Here is an 18321-nt window from a genome sequence, read left to right as displayed (position 1 = left end):
TAATTCATAACTATATTATACAGAAATAATCATATTCATAAAATGATTATTTCAATATATAAAAAAAGCCACAGAATTTCCCTGTGACTTTTTTATACTAAAATATTAATCATTAACACTTATAGTCTTTATTCTCGCATTTGCTCTAGCTAAAGCTCTCATAGCTCTGTCTATATCAACGTCTTTTTTTTGTTCCAATCTCTTTTCAGCTCTTTCTTTCGCACTTTTTGCTCTAGCTTCATCTATATCTGATGATTTTTCTGCTGCATCACAACAGAATTTTAATTCATTATTCTTAATATAAACTATCCCTGAAGATGTAAATAACTTTTCACTTCCACCTTCTGTTGTAATAGTTGTTGTTGCTGGAACAGTACTTATAATTATAGGAGCATGGTTGGCTTTAAACTCTACCCTACCATCAGTTGTAGATGTAATTAACCCTTTTCCTTGGAATTCTAAAGGATCATTACCTGGAGTAACTATAGTTATTTTAAAATTATTTTCCATAGTTTCATCCCCTAACTTAAGGTCTTAGCTTTTTCGATAGCTTCTTCTATACTTCCAACAAAAAGGAAAGCTGACTCAGGTAAATCATCATACTTGCCTTCTAGTATTTCTTTAAAACCTCTTACTGTTTCTTTTACTGGAACATATCTACCTTGCATTCCTGTGAATTGTTCAGCTACTGTAAATGGTTGAGATAAGAATCTTTGAACTCTTCTAGCTCTAGCAACCACTTTTTTATCTTCGTCTGATAATTCATCTACACCTAAGATAGCTATTATATCTTGTAATTCCTTATATCTTTCCAATATGTTCTTAACTTCAGTAGCTACATCATAATGCTCTCTACCTACTACTCTTGGATCTAATATTCTTGAGCTTGATTCTAATGGATCAACTGCTGGATATATTCCGAGTTCTGTAATACTTCTTGATAAAACTGTTGTTGCATCAAGGTGAGTAAATGTTGTAGCTGGTGCTGGGTCAGTTAAGTCATCTGCTGGAACATAAACTGCTTGAACAGAAGTTATAGAGCCATTTTTAGTTGAAGTAATTCTTTCTTGAAGAGCTCCCATTTCAGTTGCAAGTGTTGGTTGGTAACCAACTGCTGATGGTATTCTTCCAAGTAAAGCTGATACTTCAGAACCAGCTTGAGTAAATCTAAATATATTATCTATAAATAGTAACACATCTTGGCCTTGATCTCTAAAGTATTCTGCCATAGTAAGTCCAGTTAATGAAACTCTCATTCTAGCACCTGGTGATTCATTCATTTGACCAAATACTAATGCAGTCTTATCAATAACTCCAGATTCCTTCATTTCATAATATAAATCATTACCTTCTCTTGATCTTTCTCCAACTCCAGTAAATACAGAAAGACCACCATGTTCTTTTGCTATATTATTAATAAGCTCTTGTATTAAAACTGTCTTTCCAACTCCAGCTCCACCAAATAGTCCAATCTTACCACCCTTTTGATATGGTGCTAAAAGATCTATTACTTTTATACCAGTTTCAAACATTTGTGGTTCTAATGATTGTTCTTTAAAACTTGGTGCTGGTCTATGAATTGGATAAACTTCTTTTATATCTACTTCTCCAGCATTATCTATAGGATGACCAAGTACATTAAATACTCTACCTAATACTTCTCTACCTACAGGTACAGAAATACATCTTCCCATATCTACTGCCTTCATTCCTCTTTTTAGTCCATCTGTAGACTCCATAGCTATAGTTCTAACTATATCATCTCCCATATGTTGCTCTACTTCAACAACTAAGACCTTCTCTCCCATATCTATTCTAATTTCATTATAGATATTTGGTAGATCGTCTGATTTAAACTTTATATCAACTACAGGTCCAATAACTTGAACTACCTTTCCTACTTTTTCAGGCACAGTAATCCCTCCTCACTATTTTTGAGCTTCTGCCCCTCCTACAATTTCTGATATCTCTTGAGTTATCATTCCTTGTCTTATCCTATTATACTTAAGATTTAATGATTGTAAGATGTCATTAGCATTTTGTGTAGCTCCATCCATAGCCGTCATTCTTGCATTTTGCTCACTTACTTTTGAATGAAGCATAGCTCTTCTTATTTTACATTTAAAATATATATCTAAACTTGAATTTAAAACCTCTTCTAAACTAGGTTCTACTAAGAATTGCTCTGAAACTTCGCTATTTATTTCTAATGGAAATAATTTTTCTACTCTAATCTCTTGCTTTATTGCAGACTTAAATTCTGTAAATACTATATTTACTTCTCCTACTTCACCGCTCTTGAACATATATATAGCATCATCATAGATAGCTCTAACTTCTTTAACAGTAGGTATATCGTGGATTTCTACATATTCACGGATTGTATCAAAACCATATCTCCTAACATAAGAAATCCCTTTAGCTCCTACTACTATAATCCTAGCATTGCTTTTATCTTCTATAATCTCATTTAATGTGCTTGCAATATTTCCATTAAAGCCTCCACAAAGGCCAGTATCAGAAGCCATAACAATGTATAGCTTATCTAAATCATTAGAATTAGTGTTAAAGAAAGGACTTTCAAAATCTTCTGGTAATGTAGCTACTAAATTATGAACTATTTCTTCACATAAATTATAGTAGTCTTCATTATCATTTAATTCCTTCCTTGCTTTTCTAAGCTTAGAAGTGGCTACAAGATTCATAGCTTTTGTTATCTTTCTTGTACTTTCAACTGACTTTATTCTTCTTTTTATATCTATAAGTCCTGCTGATCCCAAGTTTCCACCTCCTAAAAAAATGAATAATTAAAAATGAAAAATGAAAAATTTAGGATAAAACTCCTGAAGGAGTTTTTTAAAATCAATTTATTTTTAGTAATTCCTCAGGAATTGCATCAATAATTATTCATTATTAATTCTTCATTTTTCATTTTTTACTTATGCATCTTGCAAGAATAATTTTTTAAACTCTACTATTGAATTTTCCAATTCTGTCTTTATTTCATCAGTTATCTTCTTAACTTCTACAATCTTCTTTAATAAATCTCTATTATGAGTATCCATATACTCTAGTAATTCTCTTTCAAATCTTCTTACATCACTTACTTTAACATCAGATAAGAAGTCATTTACTATTGCATATAATATAACAATTTGGTTTTCAACTGGCATAGGTGAGTATTGATCTTGCTTTAATACTTCAACTAATCTCTTACCTTTATCAAGTCTCTTCTTAGAATCTTTATCTAGATCTGAACCAAATTGTGCAAAGGATTCTAATTCTCTATATTGAGCTAATTCTAGTCTTAATGTACCAGAAACTTGCTTCATCGCTTTTATTTGTGCGTTACCACCAACTCTTGATACAGATATACCTGCATTAACTGCTGGTCTTTGTCCTGAGTGGAAAAGATCTGATTCTAAGAATATTTGCCCGTCTGTAATAGAAATTACGTTAGTTGGTATATAGGCAGTAACATCCCCTGCTAATGTTTCTATAATTGGTAGCGCAGTTAATGATCCACCACCATTTTCTTTAGATAGCTTTGCTGCTCTTTCTAATAATCTTGAATGTATATAGAATACATCTCCTGGATATGCTTCTCTGCCTGGTGGTCTCCTAAGTAGTAATGACATTGTTCTATATGCTACTGCATGCTTAGACAAATCATCATAAATTATGAGTACATCTTTTCCTTGATGCATAAAATATTCACCCATACTACATCCTGCATATGGAGCTAAATATTGTAGCGGAGCCGATTCTGAAGCTGTACCACTTACAATTATTGAATAGTCTAATGCACCAAATTCTTCTAAGGTATTAACTATATTAGCAACTGTTGATTGCTTTTGACCAATTGCAACATAAATACAAATAACATCTTTACCTTTTTGATTTAAAATAGTATCAACAGCAATAGCAGTTTTACCTGTTTGTCTGTCTCCAATTATAAGTTCTCTTTGTCCTTTACCAATTGGAATCATAGAATCTATCGCCTTAATACCTGTTTGTAATGGTTCATTAACTGAACTTCTATCTATAATACTAGGAGCTGAAACTTCAATAGGTCTATATCCAGAATTATTAATAGGTCCTTTTCCATCTATAGGTTCTCCAAGTGAGTTTACAACTCTACCTAATAACGCTTCACCTACTGGAACTTCAACTATTTTATTAGTTCTTTTAACTATATCCCCTTCTCTAATGCCTTCTTCTGAACCTAATAGAACGCAACCAACATTATCTTGTTCTAGGTTTAAAGCCATACCAAAAACATTATTTGGGAATTCTAATAATTCACCTTCCATACAATCATCTAAACCATATACTCTTGCTATACCATCACCTATTTGAATAATAGTACCAGAGTCTATAGTCTTTATTTCTTTTTCATATCTTTCGATTTCTTTTTTAATTATGGAAGTTATTTCTTCAGGCTTAATATTCATACCTTCACCTCTATTCTGTTTTAAGCATCAATTCTTTTAGTTCATTTAATTTAGATTTCACTGTTCCATCAATAACATCGTTATTAATTCTTACATAAATTCCACCTAAGATGCTTTCATCTATTATTTGTTCTAAAATTATATGCTTATCATACTTTTCTTCAAGAGTTTTAACTAATTTATTAAACTCTTCTTCTTTTAAAGGAACTGTAGTTTTAACAATACCAGTAATAGTATTCTTTCTTTCTAAGTCTATTTTCTCCATTTCCTTTAACTTTTCTTCTAAGTAAAGTATTCTGTCCTTTTCTATAAGAATTAATAAAAATGATAATAATTCTTCATCTATATGCCCTTTAAAAATATTTATAAATGTTCTCTTCTTCTTTTTAGTACTAATTTGAGGGTGTTTAATGACTTCATAAAAGTCTTTATTTGTTTCTATAAGGTTACATATTTCTCTTAAATCTTGCAGGTACTGTTGAACTTTTCCTTTTTCCTCTGCAACTTCATATAAAGCTAAAGCGTATCTACGGTCTAAATATTCATACATTATGAATTACCTACCTTAGTTATAAAGTCTCCAATTAGCTCTCTATTCTTTTCTTCATCAATATTCTTTTCTATAACCTTCTTAGAAAGTTCTAAAGCTAAATCTATAGCTTCCCTCTTTAACTGATCTTCAACTTTTTCTTTTTCTCTATTTATTTCAATCTTAGCTCTTTCTAAAATCGTCTTAGCTTCTTTATTAGCCTCATCAACTATTTCTTCATATACTTTTTCAGCCTTTTGCTTATGTCTTTCAGTAATTAATTTACCTTCTTCTCTTGCATTCTTTAGCATTCTTTCATTTTCTATAGCTATCATCCTAGCTTTTTCAGCTTCTTCATCAGCAAAATCCAACTTTTCATTTATTAGATTTTCTCTTTCATTAATAATAGCCTCTACTTTTCCAAAGAAGAAATATTTAAGTATTGCAAAAAGTACTATGAAGTTAATTATAGTTGCAATAAGGGTGCTAGGATTAATTTCCATTAACATATAAAATCGCCTCCCTTTTGGAGTCTAATGATACTATTTTACTCCAACAAATATTAAAAGGATTGATACTAATAAGCCATAAATAGCTGTTGCTTCTGCAAAGGCTGCACCTAACATTAATGCAGTAGTTATCTTACCACTTGCTTCTGGTTGTCTTGCTATTCCTTCAACAGCTTTTCCTGTTGCATTTCCTATTGCAATTGCAGCTCCTATACCTACTAATACAGCTATAGCTGCTCCTAATGCTCTCATTGATAATTCCATAATAAAATCCTCCTTAAATTAAAAACATTTTATAATTATAAATAATATAAACTTTAGTAAAATTAATGTTCAGCCTCTCCTGAGTGCTCTGCTATCATTTTTATATTTATCATAGTTAACATAATAAATATAACTGTTTGAATACCACCATCAAAAATATCAAAGTACGCATGTAATGGTATTGGTATTCCAAGCTGCGCTATAAATCCTACATGACCTAATGCCTCATAACATAACTCAACTAAAAAAGTTGCGGCCAATATATTACCAAATAATCTTAGCGCTAATGAAACTGGAAGCATTATTCTTTCTAATATATTTATTGGTGTTATTATTGCAAGAGGAACTGTATATCCTCTAAAGTAACTTTTTAAACCATACTTTCTAATAGTGTAATATTGAACCATATAGAAAGTTATTAATGCTACACCTACTGTTACACTAAAACTCTTTGTTGGTACTGGGAGTCCAAATAAACCTATTAGATTCATAAATAATAAATATATCGCTAAGCTTCCTATAAAGGGAATGATATCTAAAAATTCCTCTCCCATATTGGCTGTTACTACATTTTTTAATGTAGTATAAATAGACTCTACCACCACTTGCTTTTTATTAGGTCTAAGTTTCATATTCCTTGTTGACCATATTGCAACAGCTGCAATAATAAGAATAGTTATCCATTGCATTACTACTTCTGGTACTATATCAATTTTCATGGGTCCAACATAAAAAGACCATATTGGTTCTAGAGGTTCCACCTAATCACTTCCTTTCCCATTCTTAACCCAATAGATTACAACAAATAAAAAATGGGTTATATATCCTGAAATATATGATAAAAGTTGTATTAAATTATGTAAAAATGGCAACGCTATTAAAATAATAACAGCTATTCTTATAAAATAACTAAGAGGCAATAATAGTTTTCTATCTTTTAATAAAGAATATTCAATAAAAATTCCATTGAGTATAGTATTTATTAAAGATACTATTAATCCTACAAAAAAAATAAGAGCCACTTTTATATTGAAGATAAAGGATAATGCAAGTACAAAAATGAGTCCTGCAATTAAATCATATTTTATCATATTAAGTACAACAGTTTTCATTTCTCTACTCATTTTATCCCCACCTCTAACTAACTCCTGTTATTATAGACCTATGAAAACATTAATGAAAACCTCAAATTCTACTGTTTTTAATAGTAATTTCTAATTTATAATGATTATGAGAGTTTAAGCCTAAATTACTTAAGTAAATTCATTATCTTTTCATTTTTCTTAAAATATAGTTAAAAATACCAACTTCAATTCATTTTTCTGAAAATTTTCCATAATCAAAATATAACCCTATATTCAATGTTAACATTTTCAAACCCTTATTTTTATAATAGAAAGTCAGTTTTTTAATATTTTTATAATTTAATTAAATATCTATTCATAATTACCGATTTTTATAATAATAATTATGAATAATTGCATTTCGCAAAATTCATTTAAATTATTTTATATTTTCTACATATTCATATATTCCTACTTATTATTATCTTAAATTAAGATAATAATTCAAAAAACATCCTAATAATAGAATAAGTTCTTTTCAAAATAAAGCTCCCAAATAATATAAGTTTACTCTTCATTGCATTCCTTAATTAATTAGCTTATATTATTTGGAAGCTATTATATTTTTATAATCTCTATATTAATGTCTCTAAATGAAAAAAACTAGACAAAGTCTAGTTCAGAAAATATATTATCTTAATTATGAAAATGGATGTATCAAACTTTTTCGATTTTGATACATCCTAATAACAACTTTATTTTCTTTCAACAATAAGAGCTGTTCCCATTCCTCCACCTATACAAAGTGTTGCTAAACCTTTTTTAGCATCTCTTTTTTGCATTTCATGAAGTAATGTAACTAAAATTCTAGCACCTGATGCTCCAACTGGATGTCCTAGGGCTATAGCTCCACCATTTACATTAACTTTGCTCATATCAAATTTTAAATCTTTTGCTACAGCTAAACTTTGAGCTGCAAATGCTTCGTTAGCTTCTATTAAATCTAAATCTTCAATATTTAAATTAGCAACTTCTAAAGCTTTCTTTGTAGCATGGAAAGGTCCGTATCCCATTATAGCTGGATCTAATCCTTTTTGTCCATAAGATACTATCTTAGCTAATGGTGTTATACCTAATTCTTCAGCTTTTTCAGCACTCATAACAACAAATGCTGCTGCTCCATCATTTATTCCTGATGCATTAGCTGCTGTAACTGTACCATCTTTTATAAATGCAGGCTTTAACTTAGCCATACCTTCTTTAGTAGCTCCGAATCTTGGGAACTCATCTGTATCGAATACCTTTGGTTCTCCCTTTCTTTGAGGAATAACTACTGGTACTATTTCATCTTTAAATCTTCCTGACTTAATTGCTGCTTCAGCTTTTAATTGAGAATTAACTGCGAATTCATCTTGCTCTTCTCTAGTTAAATTCCACTCTTTAGCTATATTTTCAGCTGTAACTCCCATATGATAATTATTGAAAGCATCCCATAATGCATCATTTATCATTGAGTCAACCATTTTTCCATCGCCCATTCTTTGTCCCCATCTAGATGACTTTAATAGGTATGGAGCTTGTGACATATTTTCCATTCCTCCAGCAACTATAATGTCAGCATCTCCTGCTTTTATTATTTGCGCTGCTAAAGCAACTGTTCTAAGGCCTGATCCACAAACTTTATTAATTGTCATTGCTGGTACTTCTACAGGTAATCCCGCTTTAATAACTGCTTGTCTAGCAACATTTTGGCCTAGTCCAGCTTGAATAACATTACCCATTAACACCTCTTCAACTAACTCGCCTTTAACTCCTGCTCTATTTAAAGCTTCTTTGATTACTAATGCTCCTAAATCTGCTGCGGCTACGTCTTTTAATGATCCTCCAAAAGAGCCTATAGCAGTTCTTACTGCACTTGCAATTACAACTTCTCTCATATTTACATCTCCTTTATTCAATCTTATGAATTATCAAATTTGTTAAACAATTAACACAATTCAATTATACCACTTTATACCTTTTTATCAACCCAATTATTCTAAATTTTCTATATTATCTTAAAAATTCTTCTATTTCTAACTCTCTAATATTGAAATAATTCTCTATAATATCAGCAATTCTCTTAGATGCAAAACCGTCTCCATATGGATTAGCTGCCTTGCTCATCTTTAAATATTCTTCTTCATTATTGATTAAAGCATTTGCATTGCTTACTATCTTATCAATGTCAGTTCCAACAAGCTTAACAGTACCATATTCAACTGCTTCAGGTCTTTCTGTAACATCTCTTAATACTAGAACTGGCTTACCTAAATGAGGCGCTTCTTCTTGTAACCCACCTGAATCAGTCATTACCATAAAACATTTATTCATTAGGTTATGAGTTTCCTTAGTATCTAATGGTGGAAGTAAATGTATTCTTTCTTTACCTCCAAGCTTATTGTTAACCACATCTTTAACTATTGGGTTTAAATGAACTAGATAAACTAACTCAACATCTTCATTTTCTGCTACAACTTTATTTAAGGCATCACAGATGTTTTCTATTCCTTGACCCCAATTCTCTCTTCTATGAGCTGTTATCATAATAACCTTTTTGTTTTTAAAATCTATATTATTTAAAATTTCATTTTCAAAAACATAATTTTCTTCAACTGTATGAAGCATTGCATCTATAACAGTATTACCTGTAATAAATACATCCTTTTCATCAATTCCTTCTCTTAGAAGATTTGACTTCGAGCCCTTAGTTGGTGCAAAATGTAAATCAGCTAAAGATCCAGTCAATTTTCTATTCATTTCTTCTGGAAATGGAAAATATTTATCAAAGGTTCTAAGTCCGGCTTCAACATGCCCTACTTTTATTTGTTGATAAAAAGCTGCAAGAGCTCCTGAGAAAGTAGTTGTAGTATCACCATGAACTAATATCATATCTGGCTTTTCATTTGTGAATATTTCTTCTAGTCCTTCTAAAACCTTATTAGTTATACCTGTTAAGGTTTGTTTACTCTTCATTATATTTAAATCAAAATCTGGCTTTATATCAAATAAACCTAAAACTTGATCTAACATCTCTCTATGTTGAGCTGTAACACAAACTTTAGAGTCAATCCCTTCTCTTTTTTCTAATTCTTTAACTAAAGGAGCCATTTTTATAGCTTCCGGTCTAGTCCCGAATATAGTTATTATTTTCTTCTTTTCCATTTAAGCTTCCTCCTGATATATTAATGCTTAATATTAATAATTAATATATTTTATTATCTGTATTCCATTAAGTTAATTATACACATAACATAATAAATAAACAAACATTTAAATTACCAATATTTACAACAAACATTTTAAACATAAAAAAGAGCTATGGAAATATTTTCTCAATTTCCAATAGCCCATACTTATAACTACTTAATTATCTATTACTTAGTTCCAAATAGTCTGTCTCCAGCATCACCAAGTCCAGGAACTATATATCCATTTTCATTTAACTTTTCATCAATTCCTGCTACATATATATCAACATCTGGATGTGCCTTTTGAACAAATTCAACTCCTTCAGGAGAACCAATTAAGCACATAAGTCTTAAATTCTTAGCTCCTCTTTTCTTAAGCATTGTAATTGCATCTGCTGCTGATCCACCAGTAGCTAGCATAGGATCTACTACTATTACGTCTCTTTCAGGTATATCTTGAGGTAGTTTACAGAAATATTCAACCGGTTGTAAAGTTTCTTCATCTCTATATAATCCAATATGACCTACTTTAGCTGCTGGAATTAACTTAAGCATTCCATCTACCATTCCAAGTCCTGCTCTTAGTATTGGTACTATAGCTACCTTCTTTCCTGAAAGCATTTGACACTTAGTTTTGCATATAGGTGTCTCTATTTCTACTTCTTCAGTACTTAAATCTCTAGTTACTTCATATGCCATAAGCATTGAAACTTCTTCAACTAATTCTCTAAAGTCCTTTGAACCAGTTTCCTTACTTCTTATAAATGCAAGTTTATGTAGTATTAATGGGTGATTTATTTGAGTTACTTTGCTCATTTTACTCCTCCTATGGAATCAATTATTATTTATTATATTTTTTTTCAATTTCAGAGATTTTATCAATTCTCTTTTGGTGTCTTTCACCTTCAAATTCTGTGTTTAAGAATGTTTTAACTATATCTATAGCTAACCCAGGTCCAACTACTCTTTGACCTAATGTTAAGATATTTGCATTATTATGTTCTCTTGTTGCATGTGCACTAAAAGTATCTGAACATAATGCAGCTCTTATTCCTGGAACCTTGTTAGCTGCTATGCCTATCCCTATGCCAGTACCACAAACTAATATTCCAAGATCATATTCTTTAGCTGCTACTGCTTCTGCTACTGGAAGAGCATAATCAGGATAATCACAAGATTCAGATGAGTTAGTCCCAAAATCTTTTACTTCATAACCTTCCTCATTTAAGAACTTCTTAATTTCTTCTTTCAATTCAACTCCACCATGATCAGAGCCAACTGCTATTTTCTTCATTAACATTCCTCCTAACTATAATATGGTAATTTTATATAAAAAAAAAGGAAAGGTTCCCCCTCCCTCCCTAATTATACTTCTATAATATCAAAGCCAGCTGCTTTATTTAATCTATTCATTATTGCAAGGCCAACACCTTTTTCAGCAAATGCCTGACATAGAATTAAATCAACTTTCATATCATCACACTGTCTAAGAGATTCAAATAAATTCTTAGCAACTTCACTTAATTCATTTTCACTTCCAAGAGAAATAATTTCTCCTATAGGAAATTCACCTTTAAGTTCTTCAGTTGATAATATAGCTACTTTTTTTTGATTATCTATATAATTTTGTACTATTTCGTTGATTTTTTCAATAGTTTTTTCTCTATTTCCTTTTATTATCTTTAATTTTGCCTTTGGAGCATAGTGTCTATACTTCATTCCAGGAGCCTTAGGCTTTAAATTTGCATCAGGTTTTCCTTGAATTGCTTTATCAATTGTTATGTCACCACAAATTTCCTTTAACATTTCTAAAGTTATTCCACCTGGTCTTAAAATTACTGGTGGTGTAACAGTACAATCAACTATAGTAGATTCTACACCAACATCACTTTGCATTCCACCTATAATATATTCTATTTTTCCATTTAAATCTTCTATGCATCTCTCTACATCCGTAGGGCTAGGTCTTCCAGAAATATTAGCAGACGGAGCTGCTATTGGACATCCTGATAACTCAATAAGCTTTAAGGCTATTTCATTATTTGGCATTCTTATCCCAATAGAAGATAAATTAGCACTAGTCCTATTTGGTATTATATCTTTTTTATTTAAAATTATAGTTAAAGGCCCTGGCCAAAACTTATCCATAAGTTTCTTAGCAATTTCAGGTATTTCTTCAACTAAGTACTCTATCTCTTTAGAAGCTACATGAACAATTAAGGGATTATCTTGAGGTCTTCCCTTTGCTTCAAATATTTTATAAACAGCATCTTCATTTAAAGCATTTGCTCCTAATCCATATACTGTTTCTGTTGGAAAGGCTACTAGTCCCCCATCATATATTATACCTGCAGCTTCTTTTAAGTATTCTATATCATTATCAATACTATTAATAATAGCCACCTTTGTTTCCAAAAGTTATTCCCTCTTTCTTATATATACGTTTCAATTAATAATCTACATAAATATAGCTTTATAAAGTCAAATATAAAAAGAATTTATTAAAGTAAAATATAAAAATTGAAAACATATATTATTTAAATTTTTATATAAGCTTATAAAGTCATTATATTACCTAATATTATTACTCTAAAATATAGCTTAATAAAAAGTAAAACATTTATTACAACTTATATTTATAATTCTATTTGTTCTCTAGCTATCTTTATATTTTCGATAGCTGATGAAGTGTATGAAGCTTTAACACAGTTACTAAAAATCGAGTTTAATAACGTATATTTTTTTAAAGCTCCTCTTCTAATAACCTGAAAATAATAACTTTCTTCAGGTTTAATCTTCTTAACTTTTATGTATTCTTCTGCAGCTTCAGGATATTTCTTTAAAAAACCCTTGTTAATAGGTTTTAAATATTTATTTCTAAACTTCATAGTAGTTATTAATATTATGTCCATATCTTCTTTTTCTTTATCTGTATGTACTACCATTACTTTATCACATAGAATAATAGATTCCCTAACGAATAGACCACTTCTAAACCTCAGTTTATTATTACTACATTGAAATTTTAATCTATGATAATTCAACTTATTTACGCAAGCTAGTATTATAAGTACCTCTAATAAGCCTAAATATCCCCATAAAAATACAGAATCTATCTGTGCTAAAAAGGCTATTAAAGGAAGAAGTAAAAAAAGAGAAGTCATCAAAATATAAAACTGTTTTATTCTTCTATTTTCTTTTTTCAAAGCTTTTAATATCTTCATTCCCACACCTACATTAAAGGGCTGTCTCTCGACAGCCCAATTAAAAATTAAAAATGTAAAATTATATCTGCAATTTATTTCAAATCACTAAAAATAATTTAATTTATAAAACTCTGACGGAAGTTCTTTCATTAATTTTAGATTTTACATTCTAAATACAATACAATCTTTTTTTTGCATTAAATAGCATCTGTATTACCCATTTGCTTCATCTTTTCAGCTTGATCTGCTGTAATTAATGCATTAATTACCTCTTCAATATCTCCATTTAAGTAAGATTCTAATTTATAAAGAGTTAATCCTATTCTATGATCAGTTACTCTTCCTTGAGGGTAGTTGTACGTTCTAATTCTTTCACTTCTATCTCCAGAACCAACTTGGCTCCTTCTATCTTCTGCTATACCAGCACTTCTTTCAGCTTCTGCAGCTTCGTATAATCTAGATCTTAAAACCTTCATAGCTTTTTCTTTATTCTTAAGCTGTGACTTTTCATCTTGACATGCAACTACTAGTCCAGTAGGTAAGTGAGTAATTCTTACCGCTGAGTCAGTAGTATTAACGCATTGTCCTCCATTACCAGAAGATCTATATACGTCTATTCTTAAATCTTTTTCATTAATTTCAATTTCTACATCATCTACTTCTGGAAGTACTGCAACTGTTGCTGTAGAAGTATGAATTCTACCGCTTGACTCAGTATCTGGAACTCTTTGTACTCTGTGAACTCCACTTTCATACTTAAGCTTAGAATAAGCTCCATGACCTTTGATCATAAATACAACTTCTTTAAATCCACCGATATCTGTTTCATTAGCACTCATAAGTTCAACAGACCATCTTTGAGTTTCAGCATATCTCGTATACATTCTAAATAAATTTGCTGCGAAAAGCGCTGCTTCATCACCACCGGCTCCACCTCTGATTTCAACAAAAACGTTCTTTTCATCATTAGGATCCTTAGGTAATAATAAAATTTGTATATGTTTTTCTAATTCTTCTTCTCTAGCAGTTAACATTGATATTTCTTCAGAAAGCATTTCTCTCATTTCTCTATCACTTTCTTCAGATAACATTTCCTTATTTGCTTGTAAATCATCTATAACACTTTTATATTCTTTATATGCAGTAACTATAATTTCTAAATCAGCATGCTCCTTACATAGCTTTCTCCATTCAGCTTGATTAGCCATAATTGAAGGATCTGATATTTTTACTGATAGCTCATCATATTTATTTTCTATAAAAGCCAATTTATCTAATAACATAAATATCACTCCGTACTTTATTTTTTTACATCTCCCTATTATATCACAAGAAGTAGAAATTTATCAACAATTAAAGTATCCTAGTAAAACTCTGTCTAAACCCGCTAAATCCTTCACTAATTTTATATTGGAAAAACATTCTTCCTCCATAAGTTTCTTTACTGATTCACCTTGATCATGACCTATTTCAAAAGCTAATAATCCATTTTTCTTTAGCGCAAGCTTACTTTCTTTAATTATTTTTCTATAAAATACAAGTCCATCTTCTCCACCATCTAAAGCTGTATGAGGTTCATAAACTTTAACATCATCCATTAATTCTGGTATATCTGAAGCCTTAATATATGGAGGATTTGATACAATTACATCGTATTTTTTACCAACTTTTATTACTTCACTTAAAAGATTACTCTTAATAAACTTAACTCTGCCTTCTAATGCATGTTTAAGTATATTACTCTTTGTAACTTTTTCAGGTATATCATAATAATCTATTTCATCTACCTTAATGTTTTTTCTAAAAATAGCTAATGATATTCCAATGGCACCACTTCCAGAACAAAGGTCACACACTTCTAAGCTATCTTCTTTGTCTATTATAGAAAGTATTTCTTCAACAAGAACTTCTGTGTCTCCTCTAGGAATAAGTACCCCTTCTTCTACATCTAAATCTATGCCCATAAATTCAGTTTCTCCTAATATATATTTTATAGGCATTTTTCTACTTCTTTTTTCAATTAATTCTAGGTATTCTTTCTCATCTTTTGATGAAACTTCCTTATCTCTATTAGTTATTAAATATATTTTATCCTTACCTAATACCATTCCTAATAAAAGCTGAGCATCTAATATGTAAGTATCTACATCACTTTCCTTAAGAATTTTTGAACCTTCATCTAAAAGATTCCCAATAGTTTTATTTTTATCCTTGATTCCTTCAGCATTCTTAAGAGCTGCAATTGCTACTTCAAGTTGAGAATCATCTGGTTCCTTTGTAGTTAGCTCTTGTAGTTTAAGCCCTGGATAAGCTATAACTTTAGATAAAATATTATCGTTTTTACCTAACCATCTAATTAATTCATAAGTTATACCAGAAATTATAGGAATTAATAAAATTCTTAATACTAATCTTTCAAAGAATCCTCCCCAACCAGTTAAGCTAATAACTAAAATGCTAACAAACATTATCAAGAAAAGAAAATTAGTTCCACATCTCGGATGAAATCTTTTAAACCTTCTTACATTTTCTACTGTAAGTTCTTCTCCTGCTTCATAGCAAAATATTGTCTTATGTTCTGCTCCATGATATTGGAACACCCTATATATATCCTCCATTTTGCTTATAACATACATATATATAAGTAAAATAATTATTCTTATAACGGCTTCAATTAAATTTAAAACTACTGGATTTAAATTAAAAATATTAAAGATAGATGCGATTCCTGTTGGAACAGCAATAAACAATCCTATAGCTATTATAAATGACATTACCATAGTCCCAGCCATTATTAAATTATTAGCCTTATCACCAAATTTATCTTTAAGCCACTTATCAAATTTTGTCTCTTCTTCCTCTTCTTCAAGGAAAGAAGCTGAATAATTCAATGTTTCCACTCCAGTGATTAAAGAATCAACTAGTACAAATATCCCTCTAATAAAAGGAATATTTAAAAATTTATATTTTTTAGTTATAGGTACTATCTTCTTTATATCAACTTCTATTTTTCCGTTAGATTTCCTTATAGCTGTAGCTTGCCCCTTACTGCCTCTCATCATAACTCCCTCGATGACAGCTTGGCCTCCTACGTCGCACCTCTTCATTGTATCACTCTTTCTAATTATAAATTATTTTTATATTTAAAATAACAATGTCCGCATAAGGATTCATATTCTACATTATCTATATTATCTATAGCAACTTGCTCACCCTCAAAGACAAATTTGTTATTGATTTTCCTTCCATTTAATACAGCTTTTCTTCCGCATTTACATATAGTTTTCATTTCTTCTATGCTATGAGCTAATAATAAAAGTCTATTACTTCCTTCAAAGCCTTGCATCTTAAAATCAGTTCTTAATCCATAACAAATAACTGGTACATCTTCAACTACTGCAATTTCAAAAAGCTGATCTATTTGATTACTCTTTAAAAATTGTACTTCATCTACAAGCATGCAATCTATATGTCCATTTTCAGACTTATATAAATTAAATTTTTCCAATACATTGTCATCTTCTCTAATAACTAAATCTACTTTTCTTTCAACACCTAATCTAGATACTAATTTATCTCCTCCCTTAGTATCTGTAAAAGGCTTAACTAATATAACCTTCATTCCACGTTCTTTATAATTATATGCTACCTGCATTAAATGCGTTGATTTTCCTGAGTTCATAGCCCCATATCTAAAATATAATTTGCTCATATTCAAGTCTCCTTTTCATTAGATATATTAAGATTATAGCATTATTATTTTCAAAATGCGAAGCATTTTAAAATGAAAAAATTAAGGAAAAGAAAGGATGAAGAAATGAAGAAAGACGTCTTGCATTGCAAAACCACTTTTGTTTTAAAAATTCCATTATAAAAAAATCTGTGAGGATTTTTTTATATGCATTCTTTCATTTTCTAATTTTTTCATTCTTAATTTTTCATTATTTTACTTCTCAAAATTAAACCAAAATTCAGCTTACCTGAATTTCTTCCTTTGGTAAGCTTGCATCTACAAATATAAATTATTCAAGGAGTTTTTAACATAACAATTCTATATTTTTATTATGTATTTCCTTGACTGTAAATAACGCCTGTGATATACTCAAGTGGTTATTTTAGAAGTTGAAAGAGGTGAAAAATATGAGAGAAGGCATACATCCAAAATACAACCACGAAGCTGTAGTTAAGTGTGCATGTGGAAATACTTTTACAACTGGTTCAGTTAAAGATGAACTAAAAGTAGAAATATGCTCTAAATGCCACCCATTCTTCACTGGTAAACAAAAAATCATTGACGTTGGCGGTAGAGTTGACAAGTTCAATAAGAGATTCAATCTTAATAAATAAGAAATTCTGGAGCTGTTACACTAAATTGTTAGTGTGCAGCTTCGTTTTTTTACAAAAAAATAAATCTTAAGCTATTAATCAAATCTTTGTTACTTTTACCTTCAAATTAATATTTTTTATAAAATTTCAGTTTAATAGGATATTTAAAGCATCTATAACCCTTCAAATAATCTTGACAAGTATCCGATTTCGTACTAAATTGTTAATATCCTAAATCAAAAACTTTACAGTAAAGAGGCTAAAAATAAATGAATATATTAAATAAACAACTTGAAACTTTTAACCAAAATATAAAAGAAATCACATCTATCTACCATAATATCGCCTTAAAATTAGGTATTTCTGACGGTGAATTTTGGGTATTATATGCTCTGTTAGTCTTGGGTGGAGAATACTCACAGCAAAATATCTGTGATATGTGGTCTTTACCTAAACAGACTGTAAACTCTGTAATTTCTAATTTAAAGAAAAAAGGTTATGTATTTTTAGAAACTGTTCCAAAAACTCGAAACTTGAAAATTATACGCCTTACCCAATCTGGAAAGATTTTTGGAGAAAATACAGTTATGCGTATTTTCGAAGTAGAGCAAAGAACCCTGTCAAAAATGCTTGAGCATGAACGTCAGATGTACATTTCCTTGATGGGAAAATACATTACACTTTTACGTGAAGAAATTAAAGAATGGTAATTCATCAAATAAAATCTGAAAAATATTAT

The 18321-nt window shown here is 30.0% G+C and carries 20 protein-coding genes; 2 read left to right on the top strand and 18 right to left on the bottom strand.

The genetic code is table 11. The features are described from left to right. Positions 1–105 precede the first annotated feature (105 nt). From GPX08_RS07660 to GPX08_RS07575, 18 genes are all read right to left on the bottom strand, one after another. Complete coding sequence (locus GPX08_RS07660) at positions 106–510, bottom strand: F0F1 ATP synthase subunit epsilon (RefSeq protein WP_156626228.1); 405 nt, start codon at positions 508–510, stop codon at positions 106–108. Between the two features lie 11 nt (positions 511–521). Then, positions 522–1913, bottom strand: a complete 1392-nt coding sequence (atpD, locus tag GPX08_RS07655; RefSeq protein WP_156626227.1) for a F0F1 ATP synthase subunit beta — start codon at positions 1911–1913, stop codon at positions 522–524. Between the two features lie 15 nt (positions 1914–1928). Then, positions 1929–2780, bottom strand: coding sequence for a F0F1 ATP synthase subunit gamma (locus GPX08_RS07650; protein WP_156626226.1), 852 nt, complete (start codon positions 2778–2780; stop codon positions 1929–1931). A gap of 159 nt (positions 2781–2939) precedes the next feature. Beyond that, the gene (locus GPX08_RS07645) at positions 2940–4454 is read right to left on the bottom strand and encodes a F0F1 ATP synthase subunit alpha (RefSeq protein WP_156626225.1); all 1515 of its coding nucleotides are present in this window, start codon (positions 4452–4454) and stop codon (positions 2940–2942) included. Between the two features lie 10 nt (positions 4455–4464). Beyond that, positions 4465–5004, bottom strand: coding sequence for a F0F1 ATP synthase subunit delta (locus tag GPX08_RS07640; protein ID WP_156626224.1), 540 nt, complete (start codon positions 5002–5004; stop codon positions 4465–4467). Continuing rightward, entirely contained in the window at positions 5004–5486 is a 483-nt protein-coding gene (locus GPX08_RS07635; protein ID WP_156626314.1) for a F0F1 ATP synthase subunit B, read from the bottom strand. The genes GPX08_RS07640 and GPX08_RS07635 overlap by 1 nt, the downstream gene beginning before the upstream one ends. 39 nt (positions 5487–5525) lie before the next feature. Continuing rightward, complete coding sequence (gene atpE, locus GPX08_RS07630) at positions 5526–5756, bottom strand: ATP synthase F0 subunit C (RefSeq protein ID WP_136007982.1); 231 nt, start codon at positions 5754–5756, stop codon at positions 5526–5528. Positions 5757–5818: 62 nt separating this feature from the next. Next, positions 5819–6517 carry a F0F1 ATP synthase subunit A gene (locus GPX08_RS07625; RefSeq protein ID WP_156626223.1) on the bottom strand — a complete coding sequence of 233 codons (699 nt, stop codon included), beginning with the start codon at positions 6515–6517 and terminating at the stop codon, positions 5819–5821. Then, the gene (locus GPX08_RS07620; protein ID WP_156626222.1) at positions 6518–6880 is read right to left on the bottom strand and encodes a hypothetical protein; all 363 of its coding nucleotides are present in this window, start codon (positions 6878–6880) and stop codon (positions 6518–6520) included. It lies immediately after the preceding gene. Positions 6881–7575: 695 nt separating this feature from the next. Then, entirely contained in the window at positions 7576–8757 is a 1182-nt protein-coding gene (locus GPX08_RS07615) for an acetyl-CoA C-acyltransferase (protein WP_156626221.1), read from the bottom strand. Positions 8758–8872: 115 nt separating this feature from the next. Then, positions 8873–10024: a UDP-N-acetylglucosamine 2-epimerase (non-hydrolyzing) gene (locus tag GPX08_RS07610; RefSeq protein ID WP_156626220.1), complete on the bottom strand. Its 1152-nt coding sequence runs from the start codon at positions 10022–10024 to the stop codon at positions 8873–8875. A 212-nt stretch (positions 10025–10236) separates the two neighbouring features. Continuing rightward, positions 10237–10866, bottom strand: a complete 630-nt coding sequence (locus tag GPX08_RS07605) for a uracil phosphoribosyltransferase (RefSeq protein WP_156626219.1) — start codon at positions 10864–10866, stop codon at positions 10237–10239. 25 nt (positions 10867–10891) lie between these two features. Further along, the gene (gene rpiB / locus GPX08_RS07600) at positions 10892–11344 is read right to left on the bottom strand and encodes a ribose 5-phosphate isomerase B (protein ID WP_156626218.1); all 453 of its coding nucleotides are present in this window, start codon (positions 11342–11344) and stop codon (positions 10892–10894) included. A gap of 71 nt (positions 11345–11415) precedes the next feature. Beyond that, positions 11416–12465 carry a threonylcarbamoyl-AMP synthase gene (locus GPX08_RS07595; protein WP_156626217.1) on the bottom strand — a complete coding sequence of 350 codons (1050 nt, stop codon included), beginning with the start codon at positions 12463–12465 and terminating at the stop codon, positions 11416–11418. A gap of 221 nt (positions 12466–12686) precedes the next feature. Further along, positions 12687–13274 carry a hypothetical protein gene (locus tag GPX08_RS07590; protein ID WP_156626216.1) on the bottom strand — a complete coding sequence of 196 codons (588 nt, stop codon included), beginning with the start codon at positions 13272–13274 and terminating at the stop codon, positions 12687–12689. A 179-nt stretch (positions 13275–13453) separates the two neighbouring features. Next, complete coding sequence (prfA, locus tag GPX08_RS07585; RefSeq protein WP_156626215.1) at positions 13454–14539, bottom strand: peptide chain release factor 1; 1086 nt, start codon at positions 14537–14539, stop codon at positions 13454–13456. Positions 14540–14602: 63 nt separating this feature from the next. Continuing rightward, entirely contained in the window at positions 14603–16363 is a 1761-nt protein-coding gene (gene prmC, locus GPX08_RS07580) for a peptide chain release factor N(5)-glutamine methyltransferase (protein ID WP_156626214.1), read from the bottom strand. A gap of 17 nt (positions 16364–16380) precedes the next feature. Next, a complete protein-coding gene (locus GPX08_RS07575; RefSeq protein WP_156626213.1) occupies positions 16381–16968 on the bottom strand; it encodes a thymidine kinase in 588 nt (195 codons plus the stop codon). A gap of 428 nt (positions 16969–17396) precedes the next feature. On the opposite strand from GPX08_RS07575, the gene rpmE reads away from it, so the two are divergent. Further along, complete coding sequence (gene rpmE / locus GPX08_RS07570) at positions 17397–17603, top strand: 50S ribosomal protein L31 (protein ID WP_008676589.1); 207 nt, start codon at positions 17397–17399, stop codon at positions 17601–17603. Positions 17604–17851: 248 nt separating this feature from the next. Next, complete coding sequence (locus tag GPX08_RS07565; RefSeq protein WP_156626212.1) at positions 17852–18292, top strand: MarR family transcriptional regulator; 441 nt, start codon at positions 17852–17854, stop codon at positions 18290–18292. Positions 18293–18321: the final 29 nt, after the last annotated feature.

Source organism: Clostridium tertium (genome assembly GCF_902652255.1).
Classification (GTDB): Bacteria; Bacillota; Clostridia; order Clostridiales; family Clostridiaceae; genus Clostridium; species Clostridium tertium_A.
Note: the sequence above shows the minus strand (reverse complement) of the source record. Positions and strands in the feature narration are given on the sequence as shown.

Bases quoted from the DNA above. Each gene is read 5' to 3' on its own strand.
- GPX08_RS07660 (WP_156626228.1), bottom strand. From the start codon at position 510: ATGGAAAATAATTTTAAAATAACTATAGTTACTCCAGGTAATGATCCT.
- GPX08_RS07645 (WP_156626225.1), bottom strand. From the start codon at position 4,454: ATGAATATTAAGCCTGAAGAAATAACTTCCATAATTAAAAAAGAAATC.
- GPX08_RS07640 (WP_156626224.1), bottom strand. From the start codon at position 5,004: ATGTATGAATATTTAGACCGTAGATACGCTTTAGCTTTATATGAAGTT.
- GPX08_RS07635 (WP_156626314.1), bottom strand. From the start codon at position 5,486: ATGGAAATTAATCCTAGCACCCTTATTGCAACTATAATTAACTTCATA.
- atpE (WP_136007982.1), bottom strand. From the start codon at position 5,756: ATGGAATTATCAATGAGAGCATTAGGAGCAGCTATAGCTGTATTAGTA.
- GPX08_RS07620 (WP_156626222.1), bottom strand. From the start codon at position 6,880: ATGAGTAGAGAAATGAAAACTGTTGTACTTAATATGATAAAATATGAT.
- GPX08_RS07615 (WP_156626221.1), bottom strand. From the start codon at position 8,757: ATGAGAGAAGTTGTAATTGCAAGTGCAGTAAGAACTGCTATAGGCTCT.
- GPX08_RS07610 (WP_156626220.1), bottom strand. From the start codon at position 10,024: ATGGAAAAGAAGAAAATAATAACTATATTCGGGACTAGACCGGAAGCT.
- GPX08_RS07605 (WP_156626219.1), bottom strand. From the start codon at position 10,866: ATGAGCAAAGTAACTCAAATAAATCACCCATTAATACTACATAAACTT.
- rpiB (WP_156626218.1), bottom strand. From the start codon at position 11,344: ATGAAGAAAATAGCAGTTGGCTCTGATCATGGTGGAGTTGAATTGAAA.
- GPX08_RS07590 (WP_156626216.1), bottom strand. From the start codon at position 13,274: ATGAAGATATTAAAAGCTTTGAAAAAAGAAAATAGAAGAATAAAACAG.
- prfA (WP_156626215.1), bottom strand. From the start codon at position 14,539: ATGTTATTAGATAAATTGGCTTTTATAGAAAATAAATATGATGAGCTA.
- prmC (WP_156626214.1), bottom strand. From the start codon at position 16,363: ATGAAGAGGTGCGACGTAGGAGGCCAAGCTGTCATCGAGGGAGTTATG.
- GPX08_RS07575 (WP_156626213.1), bottom strand. From the start codon at position 16,968: ATGAGCAAATTATATTTTAGATATGGGGCTATGAACTCAGGAAAATCA.
- rpmE (WP_008676589.1), top strand. From the start codon at position 17,397: ATGAGAGAAGGCATACATCCAAAATACAACCACGAAGCTGTAGTTAAG.
- GPX08_RS07565 (WP_156626212.1), top strand. From the start codon at position 17,852: ATGAATATATTAAATAAACAACTTGAAACTTTTAACCAAAATATAAAA.